13 protein-coding genes, 1 tRNA gene and 1 other RNA gene are annotated in these 14,029 nt (G+C 66.1%); 2 read left to right on the top strand and 13 right to left on the bottom strand.

The features are described 5' to 3' along the window. Window positions 1-84: 84 nt before the first annotated feature. From ssrA to ACTOXK_RS00235, 9 genes are all read right to left on the bottom strand, one after another. Window positions 85-463: a transfer-messenger RNA gene (ssrA, locus tag ACTOXK_RS00275) on the bottom strand. A 63-nt stretch (window positions 464-526) separates the two neighbouring features. Next, a complete protein-coding gene (gene bsh, locus ACTOXK_RS00270) occupies window positions 527-1,483 on the bottom strand; it encodes a choloylglycine hydrolase (protein ID WP_482277442.1) in 957 nt (318 codons plus the stop codon). A gap of 124 nt (window positions 1,484-1,607) precedes the next feature. Continuing rightward, on the bottom strand, window positions 1,608-2,231 hold the full coding sequence (locus ACTOXK_RS00265; protein ID WP_482277443.1) for a hypothetical protein: 624 nt from the start codon (window positions 2,229-2,231) through the stop codon (window positions 1,608-1,610). A 107-nt stretch (window positions 2,232-2,338) separates the two neighbouring features. Then, window positions 2,339-2,806: an SsrA-binding protein SmpB gene (gene smpB, locus ACTOXK_RS00260; protein ID WP_482277444.1), complete on the bottom strand. Its 468-nt coding sequence runs from the start codon at window positions 2,804-2,806 to the stop codon at window positions 2,339-2,341. A gap of 4 nt (window positions 2,807-2,810) precedes the next feature. Further along, the gene (locus ACTOXK_RS00255) at window positions 2,811-3,932 is read right to left on the bottom strand and encodes a M42 family metallopeptidase (RefSeq protein WP_482277445.1); all 1,122 of its coding nucleotides are present in this window, start codon (window positions 3,930-3,932) and stop codon (window positions 2,811-2,813) included. 22 nt (window positions 3,933-3,954) lie between these two features. After that, window positions 3,955-4,251, bottom strand: a complete 297-nt coding sequence (locus ACTOXK_RS00250) for a hypothetical protein (RefSeq protein ID WP_482277446.1) — start codon at window positions 4,249-4,251, stop codon at window positions 3,955-3,957. Between the two features lie 116 nt (window positions 4,252-4,367). Further along, window positions 4,368-4,442: transfer RNA gene (locus ACTOXK_RS00245), tRNA-Thr, on the bottom strand. Window positions 4,443-4,581: 139 nt separating this feature from the next. Then, window positions 4,582-5,265 carry an orotate phosphoribosyltransferase gene (gene pyrE, locus ACTOXK_RS00240; protein WP_482277495.1) on the bottom strand — a complete coding sequence of 228 codons (684 nt, stop codon included), beginning with the start codon at window positions 5,263-5,265 and terminating at the stop codon, window positions 4,582-4,584. A gap of 132 nt (window positions 5,266-5,397) precedes the next feature. Next, window positions 5,398-6,798 (bottom strand): ATP-binding protein, encoded by a 1,401-nt coding sequence (locus tag ACTOXK_RS00235; RefSeq protein ID WP_482277447.1) that lies wholly within the window; start codon window positions 6,796-6,798, stop codon window positions 5,398-5,400. 269 nt (window positions 6,799-7,067) lie between these two features. Between ACTOXK_RS00235 and ACTOXK_RS00230 the strand changes: the two genes are divergently transcribed. Together ACTOXK_RS00230 and ACTOXK_RS00225 are read left to right on the top strand one after the other, a co-directional pair. Then, window positions 7,068-8,624, top strand: a complete 1,557-nt coding sequence (locus ACTOXK_RS00230) for a putative DNA modification/repair radical SAM protein (protein WP_482277448.1) — start codon at window positions 7,068-7,070, stop codon at window positions 8,622-8,624. A 9-nt stretch (window positions 8,625-8,633) separates the two neighbouring features. Beyond that, window positions 8,634-9,677, top strand: coding sequence for a TIGR03915 family putative DNA repair protein (locus ACTOXK_RS00225; protein ID WP_482277449.1), 1,044 nt, complete (start codon window positions 8,634-8,636; stop codon window positions 9,675-9,677). 97 nt (window positions 9,678-9,774) lie between these two features. On the opposite strand, the gene ACTOXK_RS00220 is transcribed toward ACTOXK_RS00225, so the two are convergent. From ACTOXK_RS00220 to ACTOXK_RS00205, 4 genes are all read right to left on the bottom strand, one after another. Further along, a complete protein-coding gene (locus ACTOXK_RS00220; RefSeq protein ID WP_482277450.1) occupies window positions 9,775-10,677 on the bottom strand; it encodes a DegV family protein in 903 nt (300 codons plus the stop codon). Window positions 10,678-10,773: 96 nt separating this feature from the next. Further along, window positions 10,774-11,763: a radical SAM protein gene (locus tag ACTOXK_RS00215; protein ID WP_482277451.1), complete on the bottom strand. Its 990-nt coding sequence runs from the start codon at window positions 11,761-11,763 to the stop codon at window positions 10,774-10,776. Between the two features lie 299 nt (window positions 11,764-12,062). Continuing rightward, a complete protein-coding gene (locus ACTOXK_RS00210) occupies window positions 12,063-13,022 on the bottom strand; it encodes an NAD(P)-binding domain-containing protein (RefSeq protein WP_482277452.1) in 960 nt (319 codons plus the stop codon). Further along, window positions 13,022-13,948, bottom strand: coding sequence for a DegV family protein (locus ACTOXK_RS00205; RefSeq protein ID WP_482277453.1), 927 nt, complete (start codon window positions 13,946-13,948; stop codon window positions 13,022-13,024). Before ACTOXK_RS00205 ends, ACTOXK_RS00210 begins: the two co-directional genes overlap by 1 nt. Window positions 13,949-14,029 lie beyond the last annotated feature (81 nt).

Genomic DNA, 14,029 nt, shown 5'->3' with positions numbered 1-14,029 from the left:
CGCCCTCCGGCGGCACCACTGCAACCCATCAAAGAAAAAGCCCCTCTGACCAGGCAGGTTACCAGTCAGAGGGGCGGTGTCGATTGGTGGAGGCGCGGAGAATCGAACTCCGGTCCATACTAAATCGTCCACGAGGCTCTACAAGCTTAGTTGGCGATCGGGGTTCGGAGCGGATCGGTTCGCCAACCAACGTGGCCGCTCCTAGTCGGTTCTCTCTTTTCCCGGGCCATACCGGCTACGTGCCCGGGAGCATTCCCCTCAAGTTGACGCCTTGCCCGGTTCGGGGAAACACCGGGGTCGGCGATCACCAGGTTGCTGTTAGGCAGCCATGGCGGCCGGCATGTAGTAGCCGGTCTTAGCAGTGTTTTTGCCAATTAACTTGACGGTACCCCTGTTTTACGTGGCGAGGAGACCACGACCTGCTCCTCGTTTCGGACTTACCATGTCGAAACCAGTCGCCCCCAATAAGGGTATCGGTTTATTGTAGCCGCCCCGGCCCCGCTGTCAAGGGCGCGGTTCCACAGCCCTAGGCCGCGGCCACGCGCAGCAGCTCGGCGCCGTCCAGGTCGTAGTCGTCCATGCACGCGCTCTGGCGCGCCGGCTCCTCGTAGGTGCACCAGTAGTAGGTGCGCGTCGCCGAGGAGAAGCCGTCGGAGAACAGGGTGTACTCGTAGCGGCCGTCGGTCATCTTCGCCCCGCCCTTGCACATGGAGGCCCCCTCCAGCGTGCGGAACAGGCGCGTCACGTTGGCGGCCTCCCCTTCCTCGGCCGGGTAGTTCGCATTCAGGAAGGCGGCCCGCACAAAGCGGCTGGCCGGGTCGTAGCCGCCGGGGAAGCCCGCCATGCCGGCACCGGTGCCGAAGGCCTTCAAAGTGTCGCGGGTCCAGGTGACGGGCTCGGGATGCTCGCAGCTCACGTGCATATAGTTGCGCACGTTCTCGGCGTGCCAGGGGAAGGGCGGCTGGTTGGTCAGCACGTCCAGGCCGTTGTCGTAGACGTGCATGCCGTCGGCCTCGCACTCGATGATGAGGGACTCGGCCCCGTCGCCCACGATCCAGTGCAAAGGCGAGACGGCCCACAGATCGTTCACGGCTTTGTTCACGATGGTCACGCCGTCCAGGGCCGCGCGCACCTCGGCCACGGTGGCGAACTGGGAGGCGATCCACAGGGGCACCTCGTAGGCGGCCAGGTTCACGGTGCCCTCCACGGGCTCGGGGGCGAACACCGCGTAGCCGGGGAAGTTCAGTCCCGCCACGGCCAGGCCCGCCTCGTTGGCGCAGTCGAAGTACAGAGGCGCCCCCGCCTCGATGATGGCCATGCCGATGCAGGCATGCTTCGGCTCGATGGTGCCCAGAAACGGCGAGGGGATGCGGGCACCCCGCGGGGTGATGACCACGCCCTCCCCGTAGTGCTCGCACCAATCCAGGTTGCGGCCGAAGTACAGATTGCCCTTGCTGTCAGCGAAGCGAACGCCCGTGCACATGATGATCTCCTAACGACGAAACGGGAGCGACCAGTCCGATCGCTCCCGTCCATGGTAGGGCCCCACGGCGCCCTGAGCGGGCGGCCGGTCCCTTGGTTGCCGTTTTGACAGCGCGGCGTCGCCGTTACTTTTTCTTCTTGAGGAAGCTCAGGGAGTCGGCGATCTCGTCGAAGGTGCCCTTCAGCTCCGCGGCCACGGCCACGCCGTCCTTGTAGATGGCGTTCACATCCTTGGTGGCCGCCGCCACGCCCTCGCGGCTGATGCCCAGATCGAACTCGTCGCCGCCGGAGGTGCGCTCCACGCGCACGCCGTCGCTGTCGTTGTCCTCGTCGACGTAGTAGTACTCCACCTCGTTGCCGTCCTCGTCCAGCAGGATGAAGCCGATCTCGTTGTCGAACTCGTCCACGATGACCGCGTGCACGTCACCGTCCTCGATCTCCATCTCGATGATCTCGCTCTCCTCTTCGGGCACCTCTTCAATGTGGTAGCCCTCGGAGTGCAGCACGTCGGCGTCCTCCTCGTCCTGCACGGCCCGCTCCACTTCGTCCTCGTCCCAGCCGTCGTAGTCGGCCTCGTTGTCGGTCATGAAGCTGTCGTAGGCGTGCTCCACATCGCTTTCCGCCGCATCTTCGCCGAAGATCTCGTCCTCGTCGCTTTCCACGTCCTCAAGCTCGGTTTCCTGGTCGGTCCACTCGGCATCGGTCTCGCCGAGCTCTTCCATGCTCTCCAGCTCTTCGTCCAGACCCATGGCAGCACTCCTTTTATCGTGTCCGTCCTTCAGGGCCGCTGCGGCGGCCGCACACCCATGATGTCATCCTGCCGCCCGTCTCGCCCAGACGGCGCGGTTTCGTTTCCCTAACGTGAACGCTCTTTCATGGCACGGTCGATCTCGCGCTTGGCGTCCCGTTCCTTCATGCTCGCCCGCTTGTCGTAGAGCTTCTTGCCCCGGGCCAGAGCCAGCTCCACCTTCACCCGGCCGTCGGTGTTGAAGTACATCTTCAACGGCACGATGGCCAGACCCTTCTCGACCACCTTCCCGTCCAGGTAGCGGATCTGCTTCTTGTGCAGCAGAAGCCGGCGCTTGCGGTCGGGATCGGGGTTGAAGATGGACCCGTTGGCGTAGGGCGGGATGTGCACGTTGTTCAGCCACACCTCGCCGTTGCGGATGAGGGCGAAGCAGTCGGTGAGCTGGCAGTTGTTCTCGCGCAGGGAGCGCACCTCGGTGCCCGTCAGCTCGATGCCCGCCTCGTAGGTCTCCAAAATCTCGTAGTCGTGAAGGGCCCGGCGGTTCTTCGCGATGGTCTTCTCGTCGCGCTTGGGCACGGTGCTACTCCTCCCCCGCTGCCTCGGCATCCGCCTCACCGCCGGCGATGGCGCCGCCCATGCCCGGCACGAAGCTGACCTCGGAGGTAAGATCGCGGGCGAAGCGGGTGATGAGGCGCACCGTGGCGTCCAGGTCGGCCAGGCACACCACCTCGGTGGGCGTGTGCATGTAGCGCAGCGGCACCGAGATGAGGCCCGTGGGAATGCCGGCACGCGTGACCTGGATGGCCCGGGCGTCGGTGCCGGTCACACTCGGCTCGGCCTCCAGCTGGTAGGGAATGCCCTCGGCCTTGGCCGCGGCCACCAAGCGCTCGAAGACCACCGGGTTGATGTTCGGGCCGCGGGCGATGACCGGGCCGCCGCCGCAGACGATCTTGCCGTACTTGGTGGCGTCGATGCCCGGGTAGTCGGTGGCGTGGGTCACGTCGAAGGCCAGGGCCACGTCGGGGTTCACGGCATGGGCACTCGTCTGCGCGCCGCGGGTGCCGATCTCCTCCTGGGTGGTGGCCACGGCGACAAAATCGCCCGCCGCGCGACCGGCCTCGGCCAGCTTCTCCATGACGCGGCAGGCCACCCACACGCCGCACTTGTCGTCGAAGCACTTGGAGACGGCCATGTCGTCGCCGAAGCGCTCGAAGCCCACGCCGAAGGTGATGGGATCGCCCACGGCCACGAGCTTCCGCACGCGCTTGGCCTTCATGCCCAGATCGATCACGAGGCCCGAAAGGGGCGTGACGTTCTTGCGCTCGTCGGGCTCGATGAGGTGGATGGGCTTGCGGCCCACGACACCGCGCAGCACGCCGCTCGCCGTGTGCACGTCCACGCGCATGCCGGGCAGAATGGCCGCGTCCACGCCGCCGAGGGAAGCCACCGACAGGAAGCCCTCCGGAGAGATGTAGGTGACCATGAGGCCGATCTCGTCCATGTGGGCCGCCAGCATGAGCGAGGGCGCGGCCTCGTCGGTGCCGGAAAGCACTGCGGCCACGCTGCCCATGGTATCGGTGGACACCTCGTCGGCCACCTCCCCCAGCCGCTCGCGCACCAGCGCCGCCACCGGTTCCTCGAAGCCGGTCGGAGAGGGGGTCTCCACCAGCTGCTTCAAGAACTTGATCTGCTTCTTCTTCATAAACGATGCTCCTTTTAACTGCCTACCAGTACCCCTTGGAGTGCTTTCGCTTGCGCTCGGGCTTGGGGGGACGGAAATCCAGCGCCATCTGGCCGTCGGTGGTCTTCTCCTGCTTCTCGGCCGGGGCCGCGGCCTTGCGCTCCACTTTCTCGATGGTCCAGGACACCGCGCCGGCCCCGAACAGCTCCAGCATCTTCAGCCGTGCGTCGTGGGCATTGGCCTTGGTGCCGGCCCGCGCCTCGCTTTGGAATTCGAAGAGACCGCGCTCGCGGTCGTGGGATCCCTTGGGTGACTGGTAGTGGGCAACATAGGTCTGCATAAACGGGCGGTCCTTCCGTCTCTGTGGTTCAGGGGCCATTCTAGCACGACGGAGGCCCCGCCTTGAAAGCCAAACAGGCCACCGCTGGAAAACCAACGATGGCCTGTCTATGATTATGGAGCCAGTGACAGGAATCGAACCCGCAACCCACTGATTACAAATCAGTTGCTCTACCGTTGAGCCACACTGGCGCCGTGCATGCGGCACCTCTCCCTCCCCGAAGATGACGCCGCATCCGCTTATTGTACGACAAGCTTTCCATTTAGGAAAGTCACAACGGCGCAACGGCACCGCCGGCATGGAAGATCGCCGCCCCGCGCCCAGAAGCGGCTACTCCTTGGCGCCCCACTGCTCGTAGTAGGCGTCGATGGCGGCGGCGATATCGTCGTCGATGACCACGCGGCCGGCCACCTCGCGGTTGTGCAGGCATTCCTTCACCTCGGCCATGGACACGATGGAGGCCACCGGGAAGCCGTACTTCGCCTCGATCTCCTTCTGGGCCGTGGTCACGCCGCCCTTTCCCACCTCCATGCGGTTGAGCGACACGATGAGCCCCTGCACGGCAACATTGGCCGCGCCCGTCACGATGGGATAGGTCTCGTCGATGGACTTGCCCGAGGTGGTCACGTCCTCCACCATGATGACCTTATCGCCATCATGCAGCTCGGCGCCGAGCAGGTTGCCCGCATCGGCCCCGTGGTCCTTCACTTCCTTGCGGTTGCAGCAGTACTTCACTTCCTTGCCGTACAGCTCCTGCAGCGCCATGGCGGTGACCACGGCTAGGGGAATGCCCTTGTAGGCCGGCCCGAACACCACGTCGAAGTCGAGCCCGAAATTGTCGTTGATGGCCTGGGCGTAGTACAGGCCCAGCCGGTGCAGCTGCTCGCCGGTCACATAGGCCCCCGCGTTCATGAAAAACGGCGACTTGCGCCCGCTCTTCAACGTGAAGTCGCCGAACTTCAGCACGTCGCTTTGAACCATGAACTCGATGAACTCGCGCTTGTAAGCCTCCATGACCGCCCTTTCATCCACGAGGGAATCCCTCATATTTTCTTGTGCACCTATGATACCCCATTCGAGCGTCCCACCCTGCCGAACTGGTGAAAACTATCGCGGACAGCGAGTGGCTCCGGAACTTTTTTGGGGTTATTCGAGCAGCAGCACGTCCTCGCGCGTGCGTGCCAGGGCGCGCAGGTCGTCGGAGAAGCCGCTCACGCTGAAGAGGACGTATACCGGAGCCTTCCCAAAACGTTGAAAAGCCGGGTCGCTCAATGCCTTTTGCACCTGTTCTTCCAAGTGAGCCAAAACATTGGCCCCCACGGGCTTCGACCAGAACTTGCACTCGCCGAATGCTGCCCGCCCCGCATCCACGCTCAACCCCACGACATCCAGCTCGACATCGCGCGCACCCCACCAAGCACCCACGCGCTCAGGCATGAAGGACAGCGCCCCTCCCGCGCCCGCATCCCACAGACGGTCGCGGCACACGTCCTCGTACACATAGGAGACTTGTCCGTCAATGAAGTTCCACTTGATCGTTTTGAGCGCTTCCGCCCGGTGCCCCGTTTCCAAAAGCCCCATCTGGGGAAAGACGAAGCGGAACCAGAACCTGAGATAATTGTCCTTGATGCGATAAAGGCCCTTCTTACTCTTCTCGGGATTCGCCTCCGTCACCGGCACCGTGCGGTCCAGCACGTCGAGCCCCTCGAGCACCTTCAGGTACTTCGACAATCCCGTCTGCTTCACGTTCAACGCCGCCGCGATCTGGCCGCTTTTGCGGTTTCCCGCCGCCACTGCCCGCAAAATGGAGAAATAGGTTCCCACCTCGCTCACTTCCTTCGATAAAAGGAAGTTCGGCTCGTCGTACAGATAGCTGTTGGAATTCAGGACGCTTCTCTCAATGCCGCGATACACATCCCCGGTGTCCTTGAAGCTCTCGATGTACTTGGGAACGCCGCCGGTAACGCTGTACAGCTCGACCAACTCGCGATACCCCGTTTTAGCGGGAAAGAAATCCCCGTAGAACCGGAAGGGTATCTGCCGCATGCGAATCTGCGCCGTACGCCTTCCGTACAGAGGGCTGCTATAGGAGAGGACCTGGCTTTCCATAAGCGAAACAAGCGAGCCGCAGAGGATGATCATCACGTTGCGTTTGCTGAGCATCGTATCCCACAGGCGCTGAAAGACAGAGGGGAACGCCGGGTTCGCCTTGCCGAGGTATTGGAACTCGTCTAGCGCGATGACGAGGCGTTCACCGCTTTGCGTCAAGCGGTCAAAGAGAATGTCCCAGTTGTCGACGGATACCTGGCCGAGCAAATTGTCGCCTGTGAGCGCAGCCACCTGCTTTTGAAAGGCCACCCGGTTCTGCTCCTCCGATTCCTCGGTGGCCAAAAAGTACAGGGCACGCTTGTCGCGGACGAACTCCGTGATGAGCGCCGTCTTCCCGACGCGGCGGCGACCGTAGATGACTACCAGGGCAGCCTGGGATTCGGCGTACTGCTCTTCCAGCGTGGCAAGCTCCTCAACGCGATCGACGAACGGGCCCATAATGGCGCTCCTTCCTGCAACTCTGCCATGGTTACATAGTATTATACTCTAAAGTATAATACTTCAAAGTATAATATTTTTTCCCTGTCGTGACCCATTGAACCACCTCCGAAGACCGTGCCGCCCTCATGCCGAAAACCCATGGAGCGCCTCATCCGGTCAACGGGAGAGCAGTTGACACCCGAACATTTATTCGGTTATTATAGCGTACATTCATTCGTGCGAACAGGTGTGCTTATGAGGTGCCGTCGGCTGGAAGGGGTAACGCGGTGAACGTCATCGAGAAGCTGGAAGTGCTGGCCGATGCGGCGAAGTACGACGTGGCCTGCACCTCCTCCGGCGTGCAGCGCTCGGGGAAGAAGGGGCAGCTGGGCGCGGCGCACCAGGCAGGCTGCTGCCATTCCTTCACGCCCGACGGGCGCTGCGTCACGCTGCTGAAGGTGCTCATGACCAACGCCTGCGTCTACGACTGCGCCTACTGCGTGAACCGCGCCAGCAACGCCGCGGTCGCGCGCACGGCCTTCACCCCGCGCGAGCTGGCCGATCTCACCATCGGGTTCTACCGCCGCAACTACATCGAGGGGCTCTTCCTCTCCTCGGGGGTGGCCGGCTGCCCCGACCGCACCACCGAGCTCATGATAGAGGCCCTGCGCATCCTGCGGGATGAGTACGGCTTTCGCGGCTACATCCACACCAAGACCATCCCCGGCACGTCTTTGGAGCTCATCGACGAGCTGGGCCGTCTGTCCGACCGCCTCTCGGTGAACCTGGAACTGCCGAGCAAGCAGAGCCTGGGGCTTCTGGCCCCCAACAAATCGCGTCATTCCATCCTGCGCCCCATGCGGCACATCTACGAATCGGTGGCCGAAGACAAGGAATCCCGCGCCCTCGCCCAGCGCCGCACCACGGTGTACCTCCAGAAGAAGACCGCCCGCAAGACGCGGGCCTTCGCCCCGGCGGGCCAGTCCACCCAGATGATCGTCGGTGCCACCCCGGAGAGCGACTACCAGATCCTGAACCTGTCGGCGGCGCTCTACACCCAGCTGTCCTTGAAGCGCGTGTTCTTCAGCGCCTACCTGCCCGTGGTGGCCGACCCGCTCCTGCCCGCCACCGATGCCGTGCAGCTGAACCGCGAGCACCGCCTGTACCAGGCCGATTGGCTGCTGCGCTACTACGGGTTCGACGTAAGCGAGATCATCGACGAGGAGAACCCCTTCCTCGCCCCCGATGTGGATCCGAAGGCCAACTGGGCCCTGAACCACCTGGACTTCTTCCCCGTGGAGGTGAACACCGCGCCCCTGGAGGCGCTGCTGCGCGTACCCGGCATCGGCGTGCGCGGAGCGCGGCTCATCCTGCGGGCCCGGCGCCAGTCCACTCTGGGCGAGGCGGAGTTGCGCAAGCTCGGCATCGCCTACAAGCGGGCCCGCTACTTCATCACCATGAACGGCGCCTACGGGGGCTCCGGCATCGATTTCTCCCGCGATGCGCTGCACGCGCGCCTTTCCGCCCCCATCGAGGGCGGCCGCCACGGGCGCCGTGCCGACCGGGCCGTGCAGGGCCAGATGAGCCTCTTCGAGGCGGTGGACGCTCCGCCGGTGCTCCCCGAGGCGAGCCCCGCCAACCGCGCCGCCCTCGATGTCGCCTTCGAGGCCCAGCGCCGTGCCCTGGCCCAGGCAACGACGGCCCCGGCGATGGGCGGTGGCACCGCAGGCGAACGGCGACAGGCCTTCGGTGCAGAAGCGTACCGCCCTGGACGTGAAAGCGCGGCACAGGAGAGCGCCGAGCACGGCCACGACACCCGCGAGCCGCTGCTCTCGGTGGCCTAGGAGGGCACCGTGCACCGCACAGACCACGACACGCCCGCAACCTCTTCGCCGACCGTCGCGCACCGGCCTGCCGCAGATTCGCTTCCCGCCGTCGCGGCCGGGGCGGGCTCCCCTCCCCGGCCGGCCACCCCGTCGGCGAGCCCGGAGGCTATCTACGACGAGGTGGCCTACGCTTACGATGGCACCTTGGAAGGGCTGCTCTCGGCCATCTTCGCCGCCTACGAGCGCCGCGAGAACCCGACCGATGTGGTGCCCGAGAGCCGGCTCCAGCCCCGCCTGGGCCAGCGGGTGGCGCCCATCCCCACGAACATGGGCCATGCGGCCCGCGTGCTGCGCGGCGTGAAGCGGGCCTGCGGCTGGCGAGCGGCCCATGCCGTGAAGCAGGCCAGCTGCTCCGACGAGCCCGATGCGGGCACCGCCGCCTACCGCTTCGTGCGCTACGCCATGGACGAGCAGAAGCGCCGCAACTGCGAGCACTGCCGCAAACGGGCCTCCTGCAAAGGGCGCGGCGGTGTGGGCCCCTGCCCCAAGATGCGGGGCCGCGCACTGTCCGACATCACCCATCCGGCCGTAGAGCGGCTCTTCCGCATTTCCCGCTCCATCAGCCAGGAATGCGAGCATATGCGCCAGTTCGTCCGTTTCCAGCACCTGCGGGGCGAGGGCGAGGGCGGCGGGGCCAGCACCGAGGTGTGGTTCGCCCGGGTGAACCCCAAGGCATCGGTGGTGCCGCTGGTCATGGACCACTTTGTAGAACGGCTCGGCGTGCAGCCCTTCATCATCTACGATGAGGTGCATGAACTGGCCGGCGTCTACGACGGGGGCGACTGGCACCTCGTGGCCACCGCCGGCCAAGGCGATCTCGCCCGGATCCTCCCCAACCCCACCGCCGACGAGGCGCTGTTCAGCGACGCCTGGCGCACGTTCTACCGCTCAGTGTCGGTGGATGCCCGCTACAACCCCGAGCTGCGCCGCCAGTTCATGCCCAAGCGCTTCTGGAAGAACCTCACCGAGCTCCAGGAGAGCCCCGCTGCCCTACGCAAGGCCCGATCGTAACCCCATGCAAAGCGGGGGCGCCCCTTTGTGCGCCCCCATCCATCGTATCTAGAACCGGCCGTCCCGCGGGACGCCCCTTGTTTGGCCTCGGCGCCCCTTACAAACTGAACACCAGCTCGCTGGCGGGGGCGGTCAGCTTGCCGGGCACCGGGCGCTCGCACTCGTAGGCAAGCCCCACGGCCGGCCCCACGTGCACGCCGATGACCGGGCTCACGGGCAGCACCTCCACGGCGCGGCCCACCACCGGCTCGATGGCATCGCGGGCCCACTGCACCGCCGGCGCGGCCGAGCCGATATAGTGCACCACCACGCGCTTGAGCCCGCAGGCCCCGATATCCTCCTTGAAGACGTCCACCATATGGGCCAGCGTCTTCTTCCACGTGCGCACCTTGGCCAGGGTGGCGGTCTCCCAATCGGCCACCGTGAGCACCGGGGAGATGCGCAAAAGGCCGCCGAGCAGGGCCGAGGCGCCGCCGATGCGGCCGCCGGCCTTCAGGAACGCCAGGCTCTCGGGGGCGAAGATGAAGCGGGAGGCGGCCACGGCGTCCGTCGCCGCCCGGGCGCACTCTTCCAGGGAGGCCCCCGCATCGCGCGCATCGGCCGCGTCCAGCACGGCGAACAGCTCGTCGCCGCAATTCGACGTGGAATCGATGAGCGTGCAGCGGAACTGGTCGTAGCGCTCCTTGCAGGCCCGAGCGCTGCGCACGGCCCCCTCGAAGGTTCCGGACATCTTCGACGACAGGAAGATGCCGAGCACCTCGTCGGCCGCCTCGGCGGCGCGGTCGAAGAGCGCCTCCAGCCCGTGCTGGGAGGGCTGGCTGGAGGTGGGCGGGTTGTCGATCATGGAGGCGATATCCTCGTAGAACGCTTCCACGTCCATATCGGTCTCGCGGTACTCGCGCCCGTCGCGGTTCACGAACAGGGAGACCACCTCGATATCGCGCTCCCGGGCCATCTCGGCGGGAATGGAGGAGACGGAATCGGTCACGATCTTAATCACAGGTGCTCCTTTCAAGGGCATCGCGAACGGGGAGTCGCTACGGCTTTGCACTATCCTACACCATCGGCCGCGCCCCGTCCCAGCGCAGGCGAAAGATCACACCCCCGTGAAGTCGAAGGGCGGGATGAAGCTCTCCTCGGCCGCGCCGCCCTCCTGCCAGAAGTAGTCGCGCACCCCCAGCTCGTCGGCGAAGTCGAGCAGCGCCTCGTACTCGTCGTCGGGCACGGTCTCAGCCAGCTCGGGGCTGACCGCCAGCACGGCGGCGGCCCGGGTGCTGCCCGCTTCGGCGGCGCGGGCGAGCACCGGCGTGTACTGGTTCATGAGGGAGAGGCGAATGGCGTCGCCGAAGCGCCCGTGCAGCAGGCGCACCACGGCCTTCGAGTTCTCCAGGGCCCCGGGCAGCATGAGATGGCGCACCACCACGCCGCCCACAAGGCGCTCCTGGCCGCGGTACTCGTCATAGCGCACGGGTCCCGCTTCCTCCACCATGGCCTCCAGGGCCTCCAGGGCCGCCTCCGGGTAGTCGGCCGCATGGGAATAGCGCCGGGCCAGCGAGGGATCGGCGTACTTGAAGTCGGTGAGGTAGGCATCCACGCAACCGCCGTTGGCCCGCACCGCCTCCACGGTCTCGTAGCCGCCCGTGTTCCACAGCACCGGCAGCGCCACGCCCCGGGCGCGCGCCTGAGCCACCGCCGCGCGAATCTGGGGCGCGTAGTGGGTGGGGGTCACGCAGTTGATATTGAGCGCCCCGGCCACCTCCAGCTCTTTCATAATGGCGGCGAGCCGTTCCACGGTGATCTCCCGGGCATGCTCGGCCAGGGCGATCTCGGCGTTCTGGCAGTACACGCAGCCCAGGGGGCAGCCCGCGAAGAAAATGGTGCCGGAACCGTCCTCGCCGGAAATGGGCGGCTCCTCCCAGAAGTGCAGGGCCGCGCGGGCCACCAGTAGGCGCCCATCGGCCCCGCATACCCCGCGCTCCCCCGCCGCCCGATTCGCCCCACAGGCGCGGGGACACAAACCACACGACGACGGCAATGCGCAGAGGGGGCGCGGGCCACCTTGACCGACCGATTTCAGTTCCTGCATCTCAAACCCCTCAATCTGCGCAGCAAACGCCGCGAGATAGACTTTCCCTCATTCCAATCTCTCACCATGAAGCAAATCTATCTCCGATAGACGCCATAACACCTGATCATGGTTTTCCTTGGAGAACTTTTTACGAGGTCCTTCTGGCAGAGACATCTACTTCGCGGCGTTTGCTGCACAAAGCAAGGGCCGGTAGAAACGAAACGACGAATCAAGGCGCCCCGCATCCCCGACCCCGATGGCAACTCGCAGCGTCAAGCAGTCCGTGCGCGCCGGCTCCGCTCGGCGATGGCTCGCAACTAGTTTGCGGTGTAGTCGAAGTCATCGTAGTCGGCGCCGTCGGCCCAGTCCGGGTCGTCGTAGTCGTTCCAGTCCTCGCCGTGGTCGTGGTCGCCGCCGTGGCCGTAGGCCTGCTCGGCCCGGGCCCAGTCAAGCCCCGCCGCGGCGCCGGCGGCCTCGTCGCGGTACACCAGGGCCAGGGCCGCCGGGGCCATGTCCGCCCCGCCGATGACGGCCAGAAGCTCCAGCAGGTGCATGGTCGCCTCCACGCCAGGCAGGATCACCTCGGCGTCGTCGGCGGCCATGAGGGCGGCCGACAGCTCGGCCAGCAGCATCTCGGCCGTGTAGTCCCCGGTGAAGCGCTGCTGCTGCACGGCCCGTACCACCGGATCGGTGCTCACCGTGCAGAACAGCGGCACCTGGTCGGCATCGAGGGCCCCCACGGAGCGGGCGGCCGCATCGTCGAGGGCCACGGCCTCGATGGCCGAGGCCAGGTTCGCGGCCAGGGGCAGGGTGTGGGTGCTGCGCATGAGCTGGGCCCGGCCGGGGGCGCCCACCTCCACCACTTCCCCGAAGATGGCCTCCAGCAGCGTGCGCACTCCCTCGGACAGCTCGCTCTCCGAGGCCACGGGCCCCAGCAGGTTCTCCTGGGCGAAGGCCTCGGCGGCCACGAGCGAGCGCACCGTGAGGGGCGCTTCCACCATGACCAGGTCGTTCACCGTCGCCACGGCGTTGATCTCCCGGGCGAAGTTCGGCGTGGTGGCCGACAGGTCCACCAGCACGGTGCCCGGGCCGGCGCTGCTCACCAGACCGTCGTCGCCGAAGTAGAGATCCTCCAGAGCCGAGGCGGTCGTGCAGAAGGTGACGATGATGTCGGCCGAGGCCGTGTCCTCGGCGCGGACGAGCCCGGCATCGGCAAGGCGGCCCTGAACGGCCTTGATGAACGTGGGTGCCCCCACGTAGGCATAGGATGCGGCCATTACTTCTCCCCCTTCACCTTGCGGGCGATGCGGTCGGCCACGGACATGTTGTCGCGCTTGTCGGCGCCCCAGAACACCACGGCCAGCATCTCGGGCCCCACGTGGCTGCCGATGACCGGTCCGATGCTGCATTCCAGCACGAACAGGTTCGGGTCCTCCTTCAGCAACAGTTCCCGCAGGCGGGCGGCGTCCTTGGGGCAATCGGCATGGCCGATGAGGGCCACATGGCTCGGCCCCGAGGCATCCGCGTTCTTCTTGTAGAACTCCACGAGCTGCTTGATGCCCTTCTTGCGGCCGCGGGCCACGCCCGTGAGGGCCAGCTTGCCGTCCTCCCCGATCACGAGCAGCGGCTTCACGTCCAGGGCGGCGCCGGCCACGGCCACCGAGGCCGGGATGCGGCCGCCACGGCGCAGGGCCCCCAGATCGTCCACCATGAACTCCTCGTTCACGAAGCAACGGGCCTCCTCGGCCCAGGCGGCCAGCTCGGCGGCGGTCATGCCCTTCTCATGCTGGACGAGGGCCTCGTAGATGAGCAGCCCCTCGGCCACGGAGGCCAGGTGGGTGTCCACCAGGTGCAGCTCGAAGTCGGGATACTCCGCCCGCACCTGGTCGGCCACCACGCAGGCGGCGTCGTAGGTGGCCGACAGTCCGCTCGAGAAAGCCAGGTACACGCAGGGCGTCCCCTCCTGGGCGGCCGCCGTGAACGTGTCGGTCAGGGTCGAGAGGGCCACCTGGGCCGTGGAGGGTTCGGAGCCCTTGCGCATGGCGTCGTAGAACTCCTGGGCCGGGGAGGAATCGAACAAGTCATCGGTGAACGTGCCCCCCTCCATCATGTAGGGAAAGCCCATGAGGGTGACGCCCTCGCGCTTCACCACCTGCGGCGGCAGGTCGCAGCAGGAGTCGATAATGAGATGGCAGTTCGCCATGAACGCCCCTTCCCGGCAGCCCCGCGGGGCCGCCTCTCTCGCATCGGCGCAGGGCCCCGACCGCTCGGGCCGGCCCCTGCG

It is taken from the genome of Adlercreutzia sp. (genome assembly GCF_056795635.1).
This window is presented reverse-complemented; position numbering and strand designations above follow the sequence as displayed.